The sequence below is a fragment of the Peptostreptococcus canis genome (genome assembly GCF_014229965.1).
Lineage (GTDB): Bacteria > Bacillota > Clostridia > Peptostreptococcales > Peptostreptococcaceae > Peptostreptococcus > Peptostreptococcus canis.
This window is the reverse complement of sequence record NZ_JABGBW010000006.1, coordinates 40,886-65,279: the sequence shown is the minus strand read 5'-3', so window position 1 is coordinate 65,279 and position 24,394 is coordinate 40,886. Positions and strand designations below refer to the sequence as shown.

The 24,394-nt window shown below is 30.0% G+C and carries 23 protein-coding genes; all 23 read left to right on the top strand.

Features of this window, described 5'->3' with window-relative positions; translation table 11 throughout:
• The first annotated feature begins 265 nt into the window (after window positions 1–265).
• The 23 genes from hrcA (at window position 266) to HLB29_RS07330 (ending at window position 24,329) form a co-directional block, all read left to right on the top strand.
• On the top strand, window positions 266–1,282 hold the full coding sequence (gene hrcA / locus HLB29_RS07440; RefSeq protein ID WP_185624544.1) for a heat-inducible transcriptional repressor HrcA: 1,017 nt from the start codon (window positions 266–268) through the stop codon (window positions 1,280–1,282).
• 56 nt (window positions 1,283–1,338) lie between these two features.
• Entirely contained in the window at window positions 1,339–1,980 is a 642-nt protein-coding gene (gene grpE / locus HLB29_RS07435) for a nucleotide exchange factor GrpE (protein WP_185624543.1), read from the top strand.
• A gap of 64 nt (window positions 1,981–2,044) precedes the next feature.
• The gene (dnaK, locus tag HLB29_RS07430) at window positions 2,045–3,886 is read left to right on the top strand and encodes a molecular chaperone DnaK (RefSeq protein ID WP_185624542.1); all 1,842 of its coding nucleotides are present in this window, start codon (window positions 2,045–2,047) and stop codon (window positions 3,884–3,886) included.
• Between the two features lie 101 nt (window positions 3,887–3,987).
• Window positions 3,988–5,166: a molecular chaperone DnaJ gene (gene dnaJ / locus HLB29_RS07425; RefSeq protein ID WP_185624541.1), complete on the top strand. Its 1,179-nt coding sequence runs from the start codon at window positions 3,988–3,990 to the stop codon at window positions 5,164–5,166.
• A 213-nt stretch (window positions 5,167–5,379) separates the two neighbouring features.
• Window positions 5,380–6,336 carry a 50S ribosomal protein L11 methyltransferase gene (gene prmA / locus HLB29_RS07420; RefSeq protein WP_185624540.1) on the top strand — a complete coding sequence of 319 codons (957 nt, stop codon included), beginning with the start codon at window positions 5,380–5,382 and terminating at the stop codon, window positions 6,334–6,336.
• A gap of 109 nt (window positions 6,337–6,445) precedes the next feature.
• Complete coding sequence (locus HLB29_RS07415; protein ID WP_185624539.1) at window positions 6,446–7,222, top strand: RsmE family RNA methyltransferase; 777 nt, start codon at window positions 6,446–6,448, stop codon at window positions 7,220–7,222.
• Window position 7,223: 1 nt separating this feature from the next.
• Window positions 7,224–8,519 (top strand): tRNA (N(6)-L-threonylcarbamoyladenosine(37)-C(2))-methylthiotransferase MtaB, encoded by a 1,296-nt coding sequence (gene mtaB, locus HLB29_RS07410; protein ID WP_185624538.1) that lies wholly within the window; start codon window positions 7,224–7,226, stop codon window positions 8,517–8,519.
• A gap of 89 nt (window positions 8,520–8,608) precedes the next feature.
• Window positions 8,609–8,953 carry a histidine triad nucleotide-binding protein gene (locus HLB29_RS07405; protein ID WP_185624537.1) on the top strand — a complete coding sequence of 115 codons (345 nt, stop codon included), beginning with the start codon at window positions 8,609–8,611 and terminating at the stop codon, window positions 8,951–8,953.
• A gap of 152 nt (window positions 8,954–9,105) precedes the next feature.
• Window positions 9,106–9,285: a 30S ribosomal protein S21 gene (rpsU, locus tag HLB29_RS07400; protein ID WP_002844447.1), complete on the top strand. Its 180-nt coding sequence runs from the start codon at window positions 9,106–9,108 to the stop codon at window positions 9,283–9,285.
• A gap of 23 nt (window positions 9,286–9,308) precedes the next feature.
• The gene (locus tag HLB29_RS07395) at window positions 9,309–9,749 is read left to right on the top strand and encodes a GatB/YqeY domain-containing protein (protein WP_185624536.1); all 441 of its coding nucleotides are present in this window, start codon (window positions 9,309–9,311) and stop codon (window positions 9,747–9,749) included.
• A gap of 181 nt (window positions 9,750–9,930) precedes the next feature.
• On the top strand, window positions 9,931–11,187 hold the full coding sequence (locus HLB29_RS07390; RefSeq protein WP_185624535.1) for a TDT family transporter: 1,257 nt from the start codon (window positions 9,931–9,933) through the stop codon (window positions 11,185–11,187).
• A 179-nt stretch (window positions 11,188–11,366) separates the two neighbouring features.
• Entirely contained in the window at window positions 11,367–11,918 is a 552-nt protein-coding gene (gene hpf / locus HLB29_RS07385; protein ID WP_185624534.1) for a ribosome hibernation-promoting factor, HPF/YfiA family, read from the top strand.
• Between the two features lie 200 nt (window positions 11,919–12,118).
• Window positions 12,119–13,102, top strand: coding sequence for a PhoH family protein (locus HLB29_RS07380; RefSeq protein ID WP_185624533.1), 984 nt, complete (start codon window positions 12,119–12,121; stop codon window positions 13,100–13,102).
• 8 nt (window positions 13,103–13,110) lie between these two features.
• Entirely contained in the window at window positions 13,111–13,587 is a 477-nt protein-coding gene (ybeY, locus tag HLB29_RS07375; RefSeq protein ID WP_185624532.1) for an rRNA maturation RNase YbeY, read from the top strand.
• Window positions 13,577–14,311 carry a diacylglycerol kinase gene (locus HLB29_RS07370; protein ID WP_185624531.1) on the top strand — a complete coding sequence of 245 codons (735 nt, stop codon included), beginning with the start codon at window positions 13,577–13,579 and terminating at the stop codon, window positions 14,309–14,311. The genes ybeY and HLB29_RS07370 overlap by 11 nt, the downstream gene beginning before the upstream one ends.
• Before the next feature lie 100 nt (window positions 14,312–14,411).
• Complete coding sequence (gene era, locus HLB29_RS07365) at window positions 14,412–15,314, top strand: GTPase Era (protein ID WP_185624530.1); 903 nt, start codon at window positions 14,412–14,414, stop codon at window positions 15,312–15,314.
• Window positions 15,315–15,330: 16 nt separating this feature from the next.
• Window positions 15,331–16,707 carry a magnesium transporter gene (mgtE, locus tag HLB29_RS07360; protein WP_185624529.1) on the top strand — a complete coding sequence of 459 codons (1,377 nt, stop codon included), beginning with the start codon at window positions 15,331–15,333 and terminating at the stop codon, window positions 16,705–16,707.
• A 177-nt stretch (window positions 16,708–16,884) separates the two neighbouring features.
• A complete protein-coding gene (gene recO, locus HLB29_RS07355) occupies window positions 16,885–17,631 on the top strand; it encodes a DNA repair protein RecO (RefSeq protein ID WP_185624528.1) in 747 nt (248 codons plus the stop codon).
• Window positions 17,632–17,648: 17 nt separating this feature from the next.
• Entirely contained in the window at window positions 17,649–18,242 is a 594-nt protein-coding gene (locus HLB29_RS07350; protein ID WP_185624527.1) for a DUF4342 domain-containing protein, read from the top strand.
• Window positions 18,243–18,307: 65 nt separating this feature from the next.
• Complete coding sequence (glyQ, locus tag HLB29_RS07345) at window positions 18,308–19,192, top strand: glycine--tRNA ligase subunit alpha (protein ID WP_185624526.1); 885 nt, start codon at window positions 18,308–18,310, stop codon at window positions 19,190–19,192.
• Window positions 19,185–21,248, top strand: coding sequence for a glycine--tRNA ligase subunit beta (glyS, locus tag HLB29_RS07340; RefSeq protein ID WP_185624525.1), 2,064 nt, complete (start codon window positions 19,185–19,187; stop codon window positions 21,246–21,248). Before glyQ ends, glyS begins: the two co-directional genes overlap by 8 nt.
• An 813-nt stretch (window positions 21,249–22,061) precedes the next feature.
• Window positions 22,062–23,669: a sensor histidine kinase gene (locus HLB29_RS07335; protein WP_185624524.1), complete on the top strand. Its 1,608-nt coding sequence runs from the start codon at window positions 22,062–22,064 to the stop codon at window positions 23,667–23,669.
• 18 nt (window positions 23,670–23,687) lie between these two features.
• Window positions 23,688–24,329 carry a response regulator gene (locus HLB29_RS07330; RefSeq protein WP_185624523.1) on the top strand — a complete coding sequence of 214 codons (642 nt, stop codon included), beginning with the start codon at window positions 23,688–23,690 and terminating at the stop codon, window positions 24,327–24,329.
• Window positions 24,330–24,394 lie beyond the last annotated feature (65 nt).

Here is a 24,394-nt window from a genome sequence, read left to right as displayed (position 1 = left end):
CTCATAAACTACCTCCCATGAGATAGTTTATATCATAATCATATTTAAGACAATTTCATTTGCGATTACTTAGGACAATATCATATATGATTCATAAAAATAACAACAGTTTTCAAAAAAGATGTTGACATAGAAAATTATATATGATATAAAAGTATTAGATAGTTTTTAGCACTCTCCATTGGTGAGTGATAATAAAAAACGAAGTGAAGTTTTTTAGAAGTGTAATGCGTATTTGATTGTAAGATTGAAAGAAGGTGTTGCTATGGATCTTACAGAAAGACAATTAAATATACTTAAGGCCATAGTTAAAGATTATATAGAGACTGCAGAGGCGGTTGGTTCCAGAACTATATCGAAAAAATACAATCTTGGTATATCAGCAGCCACTATTAGAAATGAAATGTCAGATTTGGAAGAAATGGGATATTTAATTCAGCCACACACGTCTGCAGGAAGAATACCTACTAAAAAAGGATATGTATTATATGTAGATAATTTGATGGGAAATAATGAATTGGAAGACCATGAAAAAGAAATTTTGCAAAAATGCATAGAAAACAATTTTAAAAAAGTAGACGATATGATAGAAGAACTTTCAAAATTACTTTCCAGTTTGACGAATTATACGACAATTGCAGTATATGATAATTATGCCGAGTCAAATACTATTAAATATATTCAACTTGTAAGCCTATCACCTAATAAAATACTTTTGATAATAGTATCTGAAAATGGTGAAATAAAAAGTCAGGAATTTGTTACTTTTGAAGAATTATCACAGGCTAAACTGAATGTTATATCCAGTAATTTATCCAGCAAACTGGCTGGAAAGAAAATTAGAGATTTGGATTCAGACATGATTGAATATATAAAATATGAAATTGGTGAATATTCTGAGATTGTAGATGACTTAGTTGATTTATTAAATGAAGTCTCGAGTAATTCGGATTATAAAATTGCCTTGAATGGTGCTACAAATATATTTAATTATCCTGAATTTAACGATATGGTAAAGGCAAAATCATTTCTCAATATGCTTGAAGAAAGGGAAAATGTAGCAAAAATAATCGGAGCAAAAGGTATACAAAAGGATAACTTGAATATTGTAATAGGGGATTCTGATGACAATTTGAGCACGGATTTAAGCATAATAACTGCTACATATAATGTACAGGAAAATTTACAGGGAAAGATAAGTTTTATAGGTCCTACTAGAATGGACTATTCAAAAGTTTATTCAATACTTAATTATATGAGTTTATTGCTAGATGGCAAGTGATAAAATATATTGGGGTGTAAAAATAATGAGAATGATAAATTTTAAGGGGTGAAGAAATGGAAAAGGAAATCAAAAATTCAGTTGACAAAGAAGAATCACTGAATAATGAGGAACCGACTGAAAATTTAGAAGTTGAAAAAGATGAAAATGTTGAAGATTGTAGTGTAGATTCTAAAGCTGATTCTGATTACAATTTAGAAACAGATCAAACAAAGGAAGAAATAATTGAAGAAGGTGTTGATTGTGAACCGGAATTTCAAATCAGAATTCTGGAAAACAAATTAAAGGAACAAGAAGATGCTTATATGAGAATCAACGCAGAATATGCCAATTACAGAAGAAGAACTTCTGAGGAAAAAAGTTCAATAGGATTATTTGCTAATGAAAAGATAATGAATGAGCTTATTCCGGTAATTGATAATATGGAAAGGGCATTAAGTTCATTTGAAGATAAGGAAAATCCTCTTTATAAAGGGGTAGAGCTTGTATATAAACAAATGATTGAAGCATTAAATAAGAATGGACTTGAAAGTATATCTTCTGAAATAGGAGAAGATTTTGATCCTAACTTCCACATGGCAGTTCTTCAGGAGGAGAACTCAGATTTTGAAGCCGGTAAAATAGTTATGGTTTTACAAAATGGATATAAGTTAGGAAATAAGGTTTTAAGAGCCGCAATGGTAAAAGTATCTTGTTAACATTATTTTAAAGTATTAAAAAAGAAAATAAAAAATATATTTAGAAATTTTGGAGGTAAGTAAAATGGGAAAGGTGATAGGAATAGATTTAGGTACAACAAATTCATGTGTAGCAGTATTAGAAGGTGGAGAACCTACAATAATACCAAATAACGAAGGTATGAGAACAACTCCATCTGTAGTGGCATTTACTAAAGAAGGAGAAAGAATAGTTGGTGAACCTGCTAAAAGACAGGCTGTAACAAATGCGGAAAGAACAATAACTTCAATTAAAACTCATATGGGTACAGACTATAAAGTGAATATTGATGGAAAAAGCTATACTCCACAGGAAATTTCTGCAATAATTCTTCAGAAGTTAAAAGCAGATGCAGAAAGTTATTTAGGTGAGAAAGTAACTGAAGCTGTAATTACAGTTCCAGCATATTTCACAGATGCACAGAGACAGGCAACAAAGGATGCAGGAAAAATAGCAGGACTAGAAGTTAAGAGAATTATAAACGAGCCTACTGCTGCCTCACTTGCTTATGGTATGGATAAATTGGAACAGGAAAAGAAAATATTAGTATTTGACTTAGGTGGTGGTACTTTTGACGTATCAATTCTTGAAATAGGAGATGGTACATTTGAAGTTCTTGCAACAGCAGGTAATAATAAATTAGGTGGAGATGATTTTGACCAGATAGTAATAGATTATTTAGCTGACGAATTTAAAAAGACTGAAGGAGTAGATTTAAAGGCTGATAAAATGTCTTTACAGAGATTAAAAGAAGCTGCAGAAAAAGCTAAGAAGGAACTTTCTTCAACAATGTCAACTAATATTAATCTGCCATTTATCACAGCGACTGCTGAGGGACCAAAACACTTGAATATGGATTTAACTAGAGCTAAATTCAATGAGTTAACTGCGTCTTTAGTTGCAAAGAGTATGGAACCGACTAAACAGGCTATAAAGGATGCCGGCATTGATGTTTCAGAAATAGATGATGTATTATTAGTAGGTGGTTCTACTAGAATTCCGGCTGTTCAAGAAGCTGTAAAGAATTTTATAGGAAAAGAACCTCATAAAGGAATAAATCCGGATGAATGTGTTGCTGCAGGTGCATCAGTACAGGCAGGTGTATTAACTGGTGAAGTAAATGATATACTTTTACTTGATGTAACTCCACTTTCATTGGGTATAGAAACTCTTGGTAATGTATTTACTAAGATAATAGAAAGAAATACTACTATACCTACTAAGAAGTCACAGGTATTCTCAACAGCCGCTGACAATCAGACTGCTGTTGACATACATGTACTTCAGGGTGAAAGAGCAATGTCTTATGATAATACAACTCTTGGTAGATTCCAGCTTACAAATATACCACCGGCAAAAAGAGGAGTACCTCAAATAGAAGTAACTTTTGATATAGATGCTAATGGTATTGTAAATGTAACTGCTAAAGATCTTGGAACTGGTAAAGAACAAAAAATTACTATAACTTCGGATACAAATATGTCAGAAGAAGAAATCGAAAAGAAGATTAAAGAAGCCGAAGCTAATGCAGAAGCAGATAAGAAAAAGAAAGAAAAAATTGAAGCAGTAAACCATGCTGAATCAGTTGCATATCAGACTGAACAGACTTTAGCTGAATTAGGTGAAAATATTAACGCTGATGATAAGAGTGGAATAGAAGAATCAATTGCCAAAGTTAGAGAAGTTAAGGATAAAGAAGAGGCTACTGTTGAAGAAATAAATGCTGCGGTAGATGAACTAATGAATAAATTCCAAAAGATTTCCCAGGAAATGTATGCTAATGCTCAGGCACAAGCTCAACAGCAATCTGATAGCTCATCAGAAGAAACATCTTCAAATGATGATAATGTAGTAGATGCAGATTTCACAGAGGTAGATGATAAATAATAAAAAGTTTTGGTGTTGTTATTAAATAAATTTTGTATAATAGCTTGTGGTTACCACAAGCTATTATAAAGTAAATTGATTAAGGAAAGCAGGTGTAGAATTTGGGTGCAAATAGAGATTTTTATGAGATCTTAGGTGTATCAAAAACTGCTGATGAAAAAGAATTAAAAAAAGCTTACAGAAAAAAGGCTATGAAATATCATCCGGATAGAAATCCTGATAATAAAGAAGCTGAAGAAAAATTTAAAGATGTGAACGAAGCATATGAAATATTATCTGATCCAGAAAAAAGAGCTATATATGATCAATATGGCGAAGAAGGGCTAAAAGGTCAAGCTGGATTTGGTGGTGCCGGTGGATTCGGTGGAGGATTCAGTGGTGGCGGATTTGAAGATATGTTTGGAGATATATTTAGTGATTTCTTTGGTGGAGGAAGAGGCGGTTTCAGTGGATTTGGTGGAACTGGTCGTAGAGGTCCTATAAGAGGTGCTGATATTAGGCAATCTGTAACTATTGATTTTGAAGAGGCGGCTTTTGGTAAAAAAATCTCATTAAAAGTAAACAGAAGAGAAGAATGTGATGAATGCGGTGGAAGTGGATGTAAGCCGGGGACATCAAAGAAAACTTGTTCAACATGCGGTGGTTCCGGTGTTGTTAGAGAAGTTAGGCAAACACCTTTTGGTAATATGGCTACTCAGCGTGAGTGTAGCAGTTGTCATGGTACAGGTGAGCAAATAGAAAGTCCATGTAGTAAATGCCATGGAACTGGATCTGTTAGAAAAACTAAAACTATTGAAGTTAATATACCAGCCGGTATAGATGATGGACAAATGATAAAGCTGGCTGGACAAGGTGAATATGGTGAAAAAAACGCTCCTAGAGGTGATTTATATATAGTCGTACATATTAGACCACATAAATACTTTGTCAGAGAAGGGTATGATATATATTTAGATATGCCAATATCTTTCGTACAAGCTGCTTTAGGAGATGATGTAGAAGTACCTACAATTGATGGTGATGTAAAATATTCGATACCGGAAGGTACACAAACAGGAACTGTGTTTAGATTGAAGGGTAAGGGAATCCAGAGAATGAATTCCGCTACTAGAGGAGATCAATATGTCAAGGTAAAAATAGATGTACCTAAAAAATTGACTGAAAAACAAAAGGAAATCCTTAGAACATTTGCTAGTGAAAGTGGAGAGTCTGTTCAAGAAAACAAGAAAACTTTCGGGCAGAAAATAGAAGATTTCTTTACTAAAGATAGAAAAGAATAAATATATTCCAAGGAGTGTGTCCTGATTTTTATTAGGACAGCTCCTTATTTTTATGATATAGAAATAGTAATCTGGATTTTCTTTTGGTAATATAACATGTGTTGTATAAATATGCAGGTTATGTAATATATAAGTAGTTTTGCAATACACTTATAATATAAAGTATGATAGAATAAATTAATAGATTGATTTTAAATTTTAAAAGGAGGCAATATGAGTGATACTTGGATAGAAGTAACTATAAAAACTACAACAGAGGCTGTAGAAGCGATTACTAATATTCTTTATGAAAATGGAGCTCAAGGAGCTATGATAGAGGATCCAAAGGATTTTTATTTTCAGAAGAAAAATGAATATGATTGGGATTATGTAGAAGAGGAAGTATTTAAGCTTGATCCGGAAAATGAAAATATAGTTATTATAAAAACATACATATCAGAAGAAAAAAATGTGCTGAAATTTATGGAAAATATTAGAATAAGAATTAATGAATTATCTGAATTTGGCATAGATATCGGAAAAGGTGAAATTAGCACGGAATCAGTGAAAGAAGAGGATTGGGCAAATAATTGGAAACAATATTACAAACCTACTAAAATAGGAAATAATATAGTTATCAAACCTGAATGGGAAGAATATTCACCAAGAGAAGATGACATAATTATTGAAATGAATCCCGGAATGGCTTTTGGTACAGGAAACCATGAAACTACGAACATGTGTGTTTCAAATTTAGAAAAGTTCGTGAAAAAAGATAGTACAGTTTTTGATATTGGTTGTGGAAGTGGAATACTGGGAATAACAGCAGCTAAACTGGGAGCAAAAGAAGTGTTGGGTATTGATATTGATGAGGTGGCTGTGAAAGTAGCAAATGAAAATATACAAAAGAATAATGTTCAATCTGTAATGAAAGCTATACAAGGTAATCTTGCTGATGATATTGATAAAAATAAAAAGCCTGATATTGTTGTTGCAAATATAATAGCGGATATAATAATAATTTTAGCTAAAGATGTGAAAGAATTTCTAAAAAAGGATGGAATTTTTATTTCTTCAGGTATTATACATGCAAAAATTCACGAAGTAGTAGATGCATTAGAGCAAAATGGATTTAATATATTAGAAGTGCAAAAAAAGGGAGAATGGGCCTGTATAATTGCCAGCTGTTGATAGAAGATTTAATATAAAATAATTATACTAAATCAATTAATCTAAAAGTTCAATTATAAAGTTATTAGTTAATTATATTATATAAATTAATTATTATTGTGAGGTAATGATGGATAGATTTTTTGTTAAAGAAAGAAATATAGATATTTCAAATAATGAATTAAAAATCGTTGGTGAAGATGTAAAGCATATATTGAAAGTATTAAGATATGGAATTGGTGACAAAATAGAAGTCTGTGATTCTAATAATAGAGAATATATATGTAGTATTAAAAATATTGATAAAGATAATATTCTTTTGAGTATAGACAAAGAAGTAAATATAAATAGAGAAAGTAGTATAAATATAAAACTATATCAAGGTTTACCCAAAAGTACAAAAATGGAGATTATACTTCAAAAACTTACTGAATGTGGAGTAAGAGAGATAGTTTTAGTTGATACGGCTAGAAGCGTAGTAAATTTAGATGAAAAAAAAAGTGGTAAAAAGTTTGAAAGATGGGAAAGAATAGTATATGAAGCCTCAAAACAATCAAAAAGAGGGAAAATACCTAATTTAAGAGGAGTGCTTAGTTTTAATGATGCTTTAAAAGATATGTCTAATAATGACTTTAATATATCTCCATTTGAAGCAGAAAGATCACTTGGTATAAAAGAAGTGCTAAGAAGTGAAAAAATAAAGACATTGGCCGATGAAAAAAAGGAAATAAATATCGGTATTTTCATAGGTCCGGAAGGAGGGTTCAGCGATACGGAAAATGAACTTATCAAAAGTGAAGGAATTTATTCAGTAAGCATGGGACCGAGGATTTTTAGGACAGAAACGGCTTCGATTGTTGCCACTTCGATAGTACTTTATGAGTTAGGTGATATAGGAGGAATATAGTTTGAAAAAGGTAGCATTTTATACGTTGGGGTGTAAGGTTAATCAATATGAAACTGAAGCAATGCTCGAAATGTTCGAAAAAGAAGGATATAAAAAAGTTGACAGCGAAGAGTTTGCAGATGTTTATGTGATTAATACATGTACCGTAACGCATATGTCCGATAGAAAGTCCAGACAATACATAAGAAGAATGAAAAAGAAAAATCCAAATGCCGTAATAGCGGTTGTAGGTTGCTATTCTCAAGTGTCACCTGAGGAGATATTAGATATAGAGGAAGTTAATCTCGTTATGGGAACTAATGATAGAAGAAGTATAGTGAAGAATATAAAAAATTTAGATAGCAATTCCAAAATAAGTACAGTTGATGATATAATGAAAGTCAAAGAATTTGAAACTATAGAAATTAATCAAACAAATGGTAAAACCAGAGCTTTTATAAAGATACAAGATGGGTGTGATAGATTTTGTACATATTGTATTATACCTTACGCAAGAGGGAGAATAAGATCAAGAGATTTAGATGATATTGTCAAAGAAGTAAAGAATCTTGCTGACAAAGGTTTTAAAGAAGTCGTGCTTACGGGTATTCATGTTGCTTCTTATGGCAAGGATATAAAAGACGGGAGTAGTATATTGACAGTTATTAAGGCGATTGATGAAATAGAAGGTATAGAAAGAATTAGACTTAGTTCAGTAGAGCCAATTTTATTTTCTGAAGAGTTTGTCGACGATATTTGCAAAATTAAAAAGCTGGCTCCTCATTATCATCTTTCTTTGCAAAGTGGTTGTAATGAAACTCTTAAGAGAATGAATAGAAGATACACTATAGAAGAATATAAAAAAATTGTTGAAATTCTTAGAAATAGAATCCCTAATGTATCCATTACTACTGATGTAATTGTAGGTTTTCCTGGAGAAGATAACAATGAGTTTTCAGAAACGTTAAAGTTTTTGAAAGAAATTGAGCTTATGCATACACATATTTTTAAATACTCTCCAAGGAAAGGGACACCAGCTGCAACTATGAAAAATCAAGTTGATTCACAGATGAAAAATATGAGGAGTAATACATTATTATCACTTTGTACAAAAAATTTTAGGAAGTATGTTGAGAAATTCGAAGATCAGAAACTCAGAGTTTTATTTGAAGAGTGTGATGCAGAAGGTTTTTATGAGGGATTGACAGATAACTATATTAGAGTGAAAGTAAAATCAGAAAGTGATATATGTGGAGAATTTAAATATGTCATAATTTCAGATATTATGGATGATTTTTGTTATGCTAATTTGGTATAGCAAAATTAATGTAAAGAGCATATAATATATATAAGAGATTTAATTATGAGTTATTTATTAAGTTATTTATATTATTAGGAGATGATGTTATGGATTGTATTTTTTGTAAGTTAGCTAATGGAGAAATACCTACAAATATGGTGTATGAGGATGAAAGGATAGCAGCATTTAAAGACGTAAATCCTGTTGCTCCAGTTCACATATTAGTGGTTCCTAAAAAACACTATTCAAGTTTGGAAGATGTGGATTTTGAGAATATGGATGTGATAATTGATATTCATAAAGCCATAAGAAAAATTGCTGAACAAGAGGGGTTTTCTAAGAATGGATACAGAATTATTAATAATTGTGGTAAGGATGGTGGTCAAGAAGTGCCTCATATTCACTACCATGTTCTTGCAGGTAAACAATTGACAAAATTAGTTACCGACTAAAATACAGATTATAATCGCTGATTTTTATTTTTAGTTAAGAATATAAACTTCTAAAAAATACTTGATTAAAATATGAAAATAGATTATAATATTATGGTGTTAAACTAATTTGATTAGATTAACAAATCGCTAGTTGTAGGGAGGTGAAACAAATGTCAGAAGTAAGAGTAAGAGAAAATGAATCATTAGATAGTGCGCTTAGAAGATTTAAAAGACAGTGTGCTATGTCTGGCATAATGTCAGAAGTTAGAAAAAGAGAACACTATGACAAGCCTAGTGTTAAGCGTAAGAAAAAGGCAGAGGCTGCTAGAAGAAAAAACGCTAAAAGATAGTTATATAAGAAGAGGTGAAGGGAATGTCCCTTAAAGAAAGACTGCAAGAAGATTTAAAATCTTCAATGAAGAATAAAGACACAGTCAGAAAATCGGTGATTACTTTGGTAAGAGCAGCTATAAAACAATACGAAGTTGATAATCGTGTTGATCTTGATGATGCTGGAATTATCGATATCATTTCTAAACAGCTAAAGCAAAGAAATGATTCTTTAGCAGAGTTTGAAAAAGCTGGAAGGGAAGATCTGATTGAAGAAACAAAATCTGAAATACAAGTTTTGAAAGAATACCTACCTCAACAATTAAGCGAAGAAGAATTAGAAAAAATAGTGGTCGAAACTATATCAGAAGTAGGTGCTACATCTATGAAGGATATGGGAAAGATTATGGCTATTATTAAGCCAAAAACAGCAGGACGTGCTGATGGCAGAAAAATTAATGAACTTGTGAAAAAGAATTTGTAAGATAAAATCCCTATAGTATTGAATTTTCAATGCTTATAGGGGTTTTTTGTTTTTATAAAAAAGTTTATTTCAAAATTATAAAAAAATAAATATAAAAAATTATTATAATAAAGAATAAATTTCCACTTTTTTAAATTTTATGATATAATGAAGAGTACAATTTAAATGAGAGGTGATTTTTTTGAAGGATTACACATCCAGAATACCTCTACCTATAACTGCTTTGGCCCTTGGGTGGGTTATTTTAGGAACTGTATTTCAGGGAGAAATACCCTTTTTAAGAGATGTTTGCATGGTAATATCTTTATTACTGTTATTAATGACAATGACAAGGGTTATCAGGCACCCGAGAAGTTTTTATGCAAGTCTTAAAAGTCCAATAGGTCTTTCTATGTTTTCATCATTCAGTTTAACACTGATTATGATTTCTGTGTGGATGAAGGGTATTTTTGGTAAATCAAATTTCTATATATGGGTAGCTGGTGTAGTTTTACATACAATAATATTTATTATATTTACTGTGAAATATTTTATTAATATAAAGGATACTAAAGTATATGCTACATGGTTCTTGATTTATACTGGTCTAGGAATGGCAATAATAACTTGTAGAGATTTTGGTATGATTATATTTGGAAAATTTACATTTGCTATGATAGTTATTACAACTCTAATTATATCTCCATTTGTCATTTTTTCTATGTTTTTAAATGGAAAATCAGAGAAAAATGCTGCTAAACCTTTTTTCTCGTTAATAACAATTCCGCTTGGAATAATTATTCCTGCATATATATTCACTGCGGAAACTATTAGTATAGGGAAATTGATGATAATGTTTTATATGTTACAGATATTATTTGTAATAGTCTTGTTAAGTATTTTTATACAGATATTCAATGGATTCTATTCTAGTTGGTCTTGCTACACTTTAAGTTCTTCTATTACACTATATGCAACATCAGTCTTAAACAATCTAATGTCGCATAATAGACAGTATGATTTTTTACAGATGTTTGTGGTTGTGGAATATGTCATAGTATTTACTATATGTTTGGCTGTACTTTTTGCCTATCTTGTGAATATAATTAGTGGTCCGGGATTTATTTCTGCAAAATTAAATCTGGATTCAAACGAGAAGATACAAAAGGCAAAGAAAAAGATAGCGATAAACAGAAGAAATGATATTGAAAAGAAAAAAGAAGAAAGGCTTATAAAGAGAGCAGAAAGAAGAAATAGAGCTTCTGAAGACAGTGCTAAAGAATTATTAGATAAATATAGAGAGTTGAGCAAAATTTCTTCAGACAATGTTATTGATGATAACCTGGAAAGTTGTAATGTGAATGAAAATAAAAAAATAATTGATGATGATAGTAAAGAATATAAAACTATAGGAGATACGGGGGAAAAAAATAGCGATTTTTTTGATTTAATTGATTAAAAAACAAAAAAGAAGGTCAGTTTTAGGACTATTTTTTGCTCCATCCTAAAACTCAACCTCCATTTTATTTTATCATAAAATCGAAATAAAAAAAAGACTTTTATTTAGTATATAAATGGGGTATATTATTTATATAATAAAATTAGTATCATAATTTGATACTGAAGGGAGATGTTTTTATGAAAATAATTATATCTGGTAAAAAAATTAAGTTAACTGAAGGAATCACTAATTACATTGAAAAGAAGTTTGGTAAACTTGAAAAGTTACTAAATGATGATGCTGAATTAAGAGTTACTGTAAGTGCGAATAAAAAAGAAAAACAAAAAGTTGAAGTTACTCTTGATAATATCAATGGTCATGTAGTGAGAGCTGAAGATGTGCAAGAGGATTTATATTCTGCAATTGATTTAGTTTGTGATAAACTTAATAGACAGATTGTTAAGTATAAAAATAAATTTAAATCAAGAACATCTGGTAATGATACTATAAGGTTTGAAAATTTTGAGGATTTATTAGAGGAAGAAATAGAAATTTTGCCTGAAGAAACTGAATTGGTATTTGAGAGAAGAAAAAAATTTAATTTAAGACCAATGAGTCCAGAAGAAGCTGTTCTTCAAATGAATTTACTTGGACATGATTTCTTCTTATTTAAAGATCAAGATACTTTTGAAGTTTGCCTGGTTTATAGAAGAGGCGATGGCGGATATGGATTGATTGAACAAGATTAATATTAAATTGTTAATGTTGAATCCTTAGAGGGTTAATATATAGAGTTTTTCCTTAAGAAAGACTCACAGTATTTTTAAGAGGTAGTGTAGATTATTAATTTGCACTACCTCTTTTCCATATGCGTGTGTATGCAACTAAACTAATTCATGGTATAATAAAATAGATCTATTATAAATAATATTAGAAAGGGGTAGATAATTTGATAAAACAAGAACAGTTTCAGATATACGATCCAAGATTTGAGAGAGAATTATTTGGTAATTTTGATGAACATGTAAAATTGATTGAAAAGAATTTAAATATAGATATAATTTTGAGAGAAGGCAAAATAGTACTTTTTGGTGAAGAAAGAAATGTAGAAGTGGCAGTAAAACTTCTGGAAGAACTTCATGGAATGGTTCAGTCTGGAAAAAGCTTAGACAGACAATCAATACTTTATTCTATTGATGTATTGTTTTCGGGTTCTGGTGAAAAAATGAAAGAGCTTGAAGGAACAATTGTAATTACAAAGAAAGGTAATCCCGTACAACCCAAAACACACGGACAAAAGGAATATGTAAATCTTATTGAAAGTAATGATATTACATTTGGAATTGGGCCAGCTGGTACAGGTAAAACATATCTGGCAGTTGCAATGGCGGTAAAGGCTTTTAAACAAGATGAGGTTTCAAGGATTATTTTAACTAGACCTGCTGTAGAGGCAGGAGAATCGCTTGGTTTTTTACCGGGAGATATGAAAGATAAAGTAGACCCATATTTGAGGCCGTTATATGATGCGCTTTTTGATATGTTTGGTCCGGATAAATTTAATAAATTTTTAGAGAGAGGTACTATAGAAGTAGCTCCTTTGGCTTTTATGAGAGGGAGAACTCTTGATAATGCGTTTATAATACTAGACGAGGCTCAGAATACTACACCGGAACAGATGAAAATGTTTTTAACCAGATTAGGATTCGGTTCAAAGGCTGTGGTAACAGGAGATATAACTCAAACAGATCTTCCAAAAAATAAACAGAGCGGGCTTGTACAAGCTATAAAAATTTTAGACAGTGTTAAAGGCATAGGATATAAAGAATTAACGGAAAAAGATGTTGTTCGACATGAATTAGTTCAGAGAATAATTAAAGCTTATGCCAAACATGAAAAAAGAACAGAGTTCAAAGAAAAGAAAAAAACAAAGTAGGTGGTATTTTGAATATAATATTCGATAATAGACAGGAATTTATAGATATAAAGGATTCATTATTAGATAAAATAAGAATGGTCATATTAGAATGTCTGGAATTTGAAGGATATGATAGCGACTATGAAGTGAGTCTTTCCTTTGTTACAAATGACGAGATTCAACAAATAAATAAAGAATTCAGAGGAATTGACAATATTACAGATGTTCTTTCTTTTCCATTGTTAACTGACGATAGCTTCGAAATAGAATATGAGGAAATTTCTTTAGGTGATATAGTTATTTCAATAGAAAGAGCAAATGAACAAGCAAAAGAATTTAATCATAGTTTAGAAAGAGAAATATGTTTTTTAATATGTCACAGCATGTTTCATTTGTTGGGATACGATCACCTTGAAGAAGATGAGGCTGTTGAAATGCATAAAAAGGAAGAATTTGTTTTAAATAAGTTAGGAATTACCAGGGACGAAGAATATGGAAGATAATAGCAAAAAACCTAAGAGGAGTAGAAAACAAAGTTTTGTAAAATCAGTCAATGCAGCCATAGAAGGCATAATGTATACTTTTAAGTATGAACGAAATATGAAACTTCATTATTTAGCATCATTTGGAGTATTGATGCTAAGTTTGTTTTTTAATTTTTCAAAGATTGAATTTATACTATTGTTAAGTGCTATAACGCTCGTAGTGGTTGCAGAAATGATGAATACTGCGGTTGAAAAAACTGTCGATTTAGTAACGAGGGAATTTAACCCTCTTGCAAAAATAGCAAAAGATGTTGCTGCCGGAGCTGTACTAGTTTCAGCTTTATACTCAGTAGTAGTGGCATACATATTATTCTATAATAAACTTAATATGTTAACAGGAAATTTAGTGTATAGAATTAGAGAATCGGAATTACATATTACCCTTATATGTATAGTGATTGTCTTGATTGCTGTTGTAGTTGTGAAAGCCATTACTTTTTCAGGAACTCCTTTAAGAGGAGGAATGCCGAGTGGTCATTCAGCACTTGCCTTTGCACTTGCTACTTCAATTACACTGATGACAGAAAGGGTAGAAGCTTCTTCTTTAGCTTTTTTAATGGCTGTACTTGTTGCACAGAGTAGAATTGAAGGAAAGATACATACTTTTTGGGAAACAATGGCTGGAGCAATGTTAGGAACATTAATAGCAGTTATTGTATTCCAATTAGGACTGTTTTATTAATTTTTTAGGAAATGATTATTGATTTATGTATTAATTTACTAAATCGTTTACATGTGATATAATATAGCATAGTGTAAATATATGTATTAAGGAGAAAAATATGAGTTTTAAATCAGGTTTTGTAAGTATTGTTGGAAGACCTAATGTGGGAAAGTCCACTCTAATGAATAATATTGTAGGTGAAAAAGTAGCAATAATGAGTGATAAACCACAAACCACTAGAAATACTATACAGGCAGTATACACAGATGAAGAAGCGCAGATAGTATTTTTAGATACTCCGGGTATTCACAAGCCTAAAAACAAACTTGGTGAAATGATGGTTAAATCGGCTTCAGATGCATTTAAAAATGTCGACTGTATCATTTTTGTAGTAGATGATTCAAGAAATATAGGCAAAGGAGATTCTATGATTATAGAAAATTTTAAAAAAACAAAAACGCCTGTTTTCTTGGTTATTAATAAAATAGATAAAATAGCAGATAAAGAGGAATTGTTAAAAATAATTCAGATGTATGATGAATTGAATGTTTTTAAAGAAATTATTCCTGTATCTGCAATCAAAGGTTTTAATATAGAATCCTTAATTGGAGTAATTAAAAGTAATTTTGAAGAGGGACCAAAGTATTTTCCGGATTATATGGTCACTGATCAGCCTGAAAGGGTTTTGGTGGCAGAGTTAATAAGGGAAAAAGTTTTGATGTATACTAATGAGGAAGTTCCTCATGGCATAGCAGTTGAAATAGAAAAAATGAAACCTAGAAATAACAAAGATTTAATTGATATTTCTGCTGTGATTTATTGTGAAAGGGATTCTCATAAGGGCATAATAATTGGGAAAAATGGAAGAAAACTCAAAGGAATAGGCAAATCTGCCAGAGAAGAAATAGAATTCTTGTTAAATACGCAAGTCAATCTTCAAATTTGGGTTAAAGTTAAGGAAAATTGGAGAAATTTACCAAACTACATTAATAATTTTGGTTTAAATGAAAATAAAGACTAGATAAAAGGTGGTTGTAATGGACAAAAAACAGGACTCGTCGCAAGAGTTGTATGATGAAGTAAAAGACATGATGGATGAAAATAAGCTCATTGAGCTTAGGGAGATGCTTGAAGAGTATCATATTATGGATATATATGATGTGTTGACAGAATTAGAAGAAGTAGATCGTGTTAAACTATTTGAAATACTTCCTTTAGATACTGCTGCATCAATTTTGGAAGAGAGTGAAGTAGAATTTTTTATAAGTATTGTATCTAGACTTGATGAAAAGCACGCTAGAAGTGTTTTTGATGAAATGTCATTAGGTGACCTAGCTGATATGCTAAGAGAGCTGGATGAAGATGAAAAAGAAAAGATTTTAGATATTGTGAGTAAAGAAGATGAAATAGAGTTAAGAGAGCTCTTAGCTTATGTGGATGAAACATCTGGATCCACAATGAAAAAAGGATATGTTACTGTAAATAAAAATTTAAATGTAGCTCAAGCGATTAGGCATATAAGAGCGGAAGCACTTGATGCGGATTCAATATATTATATATATGTGGTTGATAATCAACAACATCTAGTTGGAGTTCTTTCCCTTAGAGATCTTTTTCTTTCCAGAGATTCAGCTCTTATAGAGGATATTATGGTAGAAAATGTCAAATCCGTTGGAGATAATGATGATAGAGAGGAAGCTGTAAAACTGGTTTCTAAGTACAATCTGGTCGCAATTCCTGTAGTTGATGATAATGGATCTCTTAAAGGTATCATTACTGTTGATGATATACTTGATGTTATGGAAGAAGAAGCTACAGAAGATATGTACAAATTTGCCGGAAGCAGTGAACATGAGAGAGATGTTGCAGAAAATGAAAAATCAACACTTAGGGAACAGGTTTTTTCTTGTGTAAGGGGTAGGATTTTTTGGCTAATTCTCACAGCGGGATTATCTTTTATAACTTCATATGTTTTTATGAATTTTAAAGATTTAGTGACAACAGAACATATTAAACTAATTTTTTTCGCACCTTTAGTTATTGCTATGGGTGGAAATGTAAGTTCTCAGTCATCCGCTGTTACTATTATAAATCTTACTAATAAAAATAAAGATGTAGATTTTGCAACGATTTTAAAAGAAGTAATTAGCAGTATAATAAATGGAATAGTAGTTTCCGTAATTGTAGCTATAGTAATATCTTTGTTCGTTGCAAATAGAAATATAGCTTTGGTTGTTTCATTAGCTACATTAATAAATATGGTATTGGGAGCAACTTTAGGAACTCTGATTCCAATTATATTAGAAAAAATGGAATCAGATCCGTCTGCCATATCATCACCAATAGTAACTGTAATTATGGATATTATAGGTATGATGGTGTATTTTGCATTGATTTCCAACATCTTTTTTTAGAAGTATCATAATTTAAATTTTAGAAATAACTATCGACTAAAAAGATAGATTAATTGATTTGAGAATTTAAAATTTTTATTGTGTACTATATAATATTATTGCTATAGTCCAATATTGTCAGATTTTGTTAATAATCCCCTCTCAAGAGGGGTTTTTTTGTAAAAGGATAGATGAAAAATGATAATTTTAAAAACACAAGGTATTGTCCTAAAAACATTAAAATATAATGATAATGATCTTATCATAACTATTTTCACCAGAAAATATGGCAAGACCTCAGCTATTGCAAGGGGTGCACAAAGGCAAAAAAGTAGATTTTTACCCACTACACAACTTTTTTCATATAATAATTATGTATTGAAAAAACAAAAAGATATGTTTTCAATATCACAGAGTGAATCAATAAAGAATTTTTATAATATTTCACTTGATTTTGAAAGTTTTTCATATTCTTCTTTTATAGTAAAGTTAGTTGAAAGTACAATTGTTGAAGGACAGCCCAATAATAGAATGTTTGAATTACTAGCTCAGACATTATTTTTATTATCGGAAAATATTGACAATAAGTATTTTATTCTAACTGCTTTTATTTTAAAATTTGTGGATTATGCGGGATATAGACCTGAGGTTTTTAAATGCACAGAATGTGGGAAAAATATTTTTCAATATGCTGTTTTTTCAATTATAAATGGAGGTATTGTGTGTGATAGGTGTATAAAATCAGATAATTTTTATATAAAACTCGACAAATCAACTATATCACTTATGCAATACGTGTTAAATAATGATATAATAGTATGTAGTAAGGCAAAGGTGTCGAAGCAATTAATTGAGGAACTTTTTTATTTGATGAAAAAATATTTAATTAATTATTTTGATGGTATCAGTTTTAAGTCTTTGGATATGTTGAAAAATTTAAAATAATTGAAAGGAGAAAGAATATGACAGAGATAACAATTGAAATGGTGGATCAGGTATTAGAAAGACTTCCGTATGCAACTTACAAGGAAGCTAAAGAAGCTCTTTTGAAAACTGATGGAGATGTGTTAGAGGCTATTATATATATTGAAGAAGGTGACGCTAAAAGTTTTGGGAAAGCTAAATTTGATGAGTTTGAGGAAAAAATAGGTAAGGACGCTGAAAAAATAAAATCTCAATTAATGGAGTTGTTAAAAAAAGCTACTGTAGTTAGAATAAAAGTAGAAAAGGAAGGAAGAAACATAATAAATATACCTCTTACAGTTGGTGTTGTGGGAGCAGCCATTATGCCGGTATTCGCGTTACTTGGATTATCAGCAGCAGTATTGAGCAAATATTCTGTTAAAATTGTAGATGATACTTCTGGTGATGAAGTTGATTTAGGAAGTATGACACCTGAAAAACTAGAAATATTAAAGGAGATGTTTTTGAATTCATTTCAAGATATAAAGTCAACTTTCTATTCTGATAATGATAATGAAAATAATAAAAAAGAAGATTCAAGTGATATTACAGATGAGCTGTTAAAAGAAGAGGAAGACGAAGATAAAAAATAATTGATTAATCGTTAAGAATAATTTTCAAAAGTAAGAAAAATTAAAATATTCAGGAGGATGTTTGTATGAATTTTCAAGATATGATTTTAACCTTGCAAAATTTTTGGGCAAAGCAAGGTTGCATTATGACTCAACCATATGACGTTGAGAAAGGGGCAGGTACAATGAACCCAAATACTTTTTTAAGATCTTTGGGGCCAGAACCTTGGAGCGTTTGTTATGTTGAGCCCTCAAGAAGACCGGCTGATGGTAGATATGGTGAAAATCCTAATAGGTTATATCAACATCATCAGTTTCAGGTTATTTTAAAACCATCACCAGATAATATTCAGGATTTGTATTTGGAATCATTAAAAGCTATAGGTATTAATCCGGATGAACATGATATTAGATTTGTTGAAGACAACTGGGAAGCAGCTACTGTAGGAGCTTGGGGACTTGGCTGGGAAGTTTGGTTAGACGGAATGGAAATTACTCAGTTTACTTATTTTCAACAAGTTGGTAATATCGAATGCGAATTGGAAACTGGAGAAATTACATATGGTCTTGAAAGAATAGGTATGTATATTCAAGACGTGGATAGTGTATATGATTTGATGTGGAATGATACAATTACCTATGGTGAAGTATTTAAAAAGCAAGAATATGAAAATTCAAGATATGCATTTGATGAATGTGATTTTGAAATGTTATTTAAAATGTTTGATATGTATGAAGGAGAAGCAGTTAGATTAGCTGAAATAGGACTTGTAATTCCTTGTTATGATAATGTTCTAAAATGCTCACACATATTTAATACACTTGAGGCAAGAGGTGCAATAGGTGTGAGTCAGAGAGCCGCATTTATAGGTAAGATAAGGAATTTGGCAAAAATAGTAGCTGAAACATATGTAGAGCAAAGAAAGGAACTAGGTTTTCCATTATTAAAGGCAGGTGAAGAAAATGAATAATTATCTATTATATGAAATCGGTATTGAGGAAATGCCATCTAGATTTGTTGAATCTACAATGACGCAGTTAAAAGATAATTTAGCAGGTGCCTTGAACGAAAAGAGAGTTTCTTTTGAAAGGATAGATACTTTTGCAACTCCTAGAAGAGTAGTTTTAGTCGTAAATGGATTAGCTGGTAAACAATCTGATTACAAGGAAGAAATAAAGGGACCTTCTAAAAAAATAGCTATAGCAGAAGATGGAAGTCTGACTAAAGCTGCTCTTGGTTTTATGAGAGGAAAAAATTTAGAAGAAAAAGATATATATTTTAAAGAAATCGATGGAACTGAATATTTATTTGCAATTTTAAAGGAAGAAGGTATAGATACAAAATCAGTTCTTCTTGAAGTTCTTCCTAGTATAGTTAAATCAGTAGTATTTCCAAAATCAATGCGTTGGGGTGGAAAAAATATAAGATTTGTAAGACCTATCAGATGGTTGATGGCTCTTATGAATGATGAAATAGTACCCGTGGATTTGGAAGGAATAATAGCATCTAACATAACAGTTGGACACAGATTCCTTGGTAAAAAGAGAATAGAAATAAATAGTATAGAAGATTATTATAAAAAACTGAAAGAAAATTATGTGATTTTAGATCAAAGTGAAAGAAAGTCCATAATAACAGAACAGATTCATAAAGTAGCTGAAAGCATAAACGGAATAGTAGATATAGATGAGGAATTGCTGGATGAAGTAACCTATATAGTTGAATATCCTACTGCTTTCTATGGGGAGTTTGACAAAGAGTATATAGAACTTCCTAAAGAGGTTGTAAAAACTCCTATGAAAGCACATCAGAGATATTTTCCGGTAGTCAATGAAGCGGGAGATTTATTACCAAATTTTATCGCAGTAAGAAATGGTAATGAGTATATGATAGAAAACGTGAAAAAAGGAAATGAAAAAGTTCTTGAAGCTAGATTAGCAGATGCGTTGTTTTTCTTTAAAGAGGATACAAAGAATAATCTGGAATATTATAGAACAAAACTTGATTCAGTAGTATTTCAAGAAAAATTGGGAACATTACTTGATAAATCAAATAGAATACATGAGTTGGCTAAAAAAGTTCCTGTTGATTTTGGAATAAGTTCTGAGTATCTAGAGAGAGCGGCTTTCCTTTGTAAGGCTGATTTGGTAACGAATATGGTATTTGAATTTGATGAGCTTCAGGGATATATGGGGATGGAATACTCAAAATTAGATGGAGAAAGTGAAATTGTATCGAATGCTATATTTGAACATTATCTTCCTAGATTTAGTGGCGATATAGTGCCGGAATCTATGGAAGGGTCAATGCTTTCTATAATTGATAAAATGGATACTATTGCAGGATTTTTTGCTATTGGGATTCAACCAACGGGTTCTGCAGATCCATTTGCATTGAGAAGACAGTGTTTGGGAATACTTACAATACTTTTAAAAAATAATATTGAAGTAGATATAGCAAAATTAGCCGGACTTGCCCTTGACGGATATACAAATATAGAATTTGATAGAGAAAAAGTGGTAAATGATATTGTAGATTTCTTTACTGATAGAACTTCTAATATGTTTAAAGATATGGGCATGAGATATGATGTTATAGATGCAGTTTTATCTATAGATGAAAAAAATGTTCTTGATCTATATACTAGGGCAGAGGCAATTAACAGATGGATTGATAGAGAATCTTTGACAGATATGCTTGTTGCGTTTAATAGAGTATCGACACTTGCTCAAAAAGCTGAAAATATTGAAATAAATGAATCTTTATTAGTTGAGGAATCTGAAAAAAACTTGTTTAATTCTTTTAAAGAGGTTGATAATGATATAAAAGAATTAATGGAAGAAAAAGAATATACTAAATCACTTGATAGATTTGCTTCTTTAAAAAGTAATATAGATGCTTTCTTTGATTCGGTAATGGTAATGGATGATAACATTGATATTAGAAATAACAGATTGTCACTATTAAAATTGATTTATAATTCAATGTTATTGATTTGTGATCTATCAAAAATAGTATACAAATAGAGTTAGTATAATTGATAGTATTTGAATTTAATCATAAAATGTAAGATTATTTTTATGAGAATTTAAATAAATATTAAAATAATAATTTAATGCTTTAATTAGTTATAACATTGATAGAATATATCAATTTTTGTATTTGGTTAACGTATAAAGGTTGATATACTATCAATGTTATTTTTGTAATAAAACACATCATGTACATAAATATATAATTACTAAAAAGCAAAGAGTATATTAAATGTATTTTAAAAAAATATAATTATTTTTCTATATATTAATATTTTTATAAAATACATAAATAAACTTTATAAAATAAAGAATAATAATATTGTTATTTATGATGATTAATAATGCATGCATTTTTAACGAATGAAAAAAAGTTGTTTTTATTCGCTTACTTTGCTATAATATATATAACAAGTAAACTAATGATTTTCTTTAGAAATATTAATAGAGTGTGCTTAATAGGAAAACGTTTTTTTAATATTATGAATTTAATTTAGAATGCAATTTTTAATATATTATTCTATTCTTTTAAAATGTATTTTTGGTATAAATAATAAAAATATATGAACTTTGACAACTTAATATTTTTTAAAATATGTTAGTTTTTATTATCACTATATTCCATAAATTTATATAGTTTAACTGAAAAAGCAGTGTTTAAAATTAGTAATTTAAGTATTCACTTTATTCTGTTTTTGTATGTATGTTTTTAAAAATTTATTTTTTATACTGTATCTTATATTTGTTTTATTACTCATAAATTTTTAAAATTTAAAGATAGAGATAGTTAACGAAAGAGGTGTTTCTTTGAAAGAAAAATGTTTACCATCATATCTCGATATATGTATAGGATATAGAATACTTACTTTAGTAATTTCTACTATTGTGTACTTTGCAACAGCCGATAACTATGGAAGTCTGGCTTATTGGGGAGTTGCGTTAGGGATGTGTAGTTCTTGTTTAATAAGCTCTTGGATATATAAAAAAATTGCAGAATATGAGTTATGGCTTCGATTAATGTTTACAATTGAAGTAGTAGCACACAGTATATTCATTTTTCTTAGCGGTGGATTTTCAAGTCCATATTTATGGTATCAGATAGGATGTATACTTACGATGATTGCATTAGAAAAGAGTATATTAATTACACTTATGGCATCTTTGTGGTCTTTTTCATGGGCGGCAATAGGTGTTTCAAATAGTAAATTATCTTATCAAGAGCTAAATGTTTGCTTGGGAATGATAATGACAATAGGTGGGTTTTATGTATTACGTTTCTATATTGGATATATAGATAAGCAAAATGACCTTTTAGCTTCATTAAATAAAAAACTTGAATATGAAAAAGAAAAAAGTGAAGAAGCTTTTACAGAACTTACAAATTTACATGAAACATTTAATCTATTTGCTATGACAAATCCAAGTGAAATACTAAAAGAATTATCTGTTCTGCTGAGGGGGACTGTAGCTAATTCAGGATGTATTTTACTGAAATTTGATGCGAATGGAGAAATCGAGTTAAATGAGATTTATGGAATTGATAAAAAGATTTCCGGTGAATTAATAGAAGAATTATGTTTGAAAATTAGTGAAAATATTTTTAAAGATAATTCTGATATTAAAAAAATAATATTAGGAAAAAATAAAAGTTATGAGGCAAATATTATAGGAAAGGAGATAACTTGTAGGGGAGCCTTAATTAGAGAATTATCTAATGAAGAAAATGAAAAAAAAGAGGAGTTTTATTTGCATCTAATAGAAATTATTTTTAAAAATCTTGATGTTTATAGTCAAATGGAAAAATTTATTATTATGCAAGAACAAAATCGTATAGCAAATGAAATTCACGATACTGTTATACAAAAGCTTTTTGGCATAGTATGTAGTTTGAAGGTTTTTGAAAGTGATTTAGATGATGATAGCAAAGAGGAGTTAAAAAGTTATATAGGTATGTTAAAAAAGTCTGTTGAGTCTACTATGTCTGAATTGAGAGAGAGTATATATGGAAGAAGTTTTAAGGAAACCATAAATACTTTTATAGGAACTCTTGAAGCATATATGCAAGAGGTTCAGAACCTAAGTAGTGCATCGATTATTTTAGATATTGATTCAGATTCTGATTATATGACTGCAGCGCAAAAAATAGCTATTTATAGAATTTCATGTGAAGCGGTCAATAATGCCATTAGGCATGGAAAAGCTAATAACATCAGTTTGAAGTTAAAATTAGATTCAAAAAATATCAATTTAGTTATTGAAGATGATGGAATTGGATTTTCCAAGGAAGACAAAGAATTTTTAGAAGGAAATGGTCTAAAAAATATGAGAAATATAACATCTTTACTAAAAGGAACTGTAGCATTAGAATCAAAATACAATATAGGGACAAAAATAAAATTTAATTTACCTAGATAGTGAAAAGGGGGAGAAAAAATGATACTTGTTTTAGATGATCATCCTATAGCTAGGCAGGGGTTGGAGGCAATTATACATATGTATAAACCAGAGGAAGAGATACTTCAAGCAGGTAATGTTAGCGAAGCGATCGACTATATGAAAGAATCTAACATTGACATGGTATTTGTTGATATAAATCTTGGTAAAGAAAGTGGTTTTGATTTTCTAGAATGGATGAAAAGAAAACATATTGATACAAAGACTTTCATGATTACATCTTCATCAGATGAAAATGATTTTTTGTACGCAAAATCTTTAGGAGTAGATGCTTATTTACTAAAAGATGCTTTTATAGACGATATAGTATATGGCCTTAAAGTAGTTGGAAGAGGTGAGAAATTTTATTCGGCTGCTTTAATTGAGAGCATAGGTGATTTGTCAGATGAAGAAAAATTGTTAAATACACTTACGAAAAGAGAAAAAGAAGTATTGTGTTTATTAAATAATGGTTATTCCAACATGACAATAAGCAAAAAACTTTTTATATCTGAAGGTACTGTAAAAAAGCATATATCAAATATTTTAAGTAAATTAGAGTTAGAAAATAGAGTAGAAGCTATTTTATTTGCAAATAGAAATAGGGCTAAATTAAAGTTAAGTATGAAATTTAGCAGTTAAAGTATATACTTTGTATTTTGATATTAAATAAAAAGCATAATGAAAACAATATTCTACTTATAATT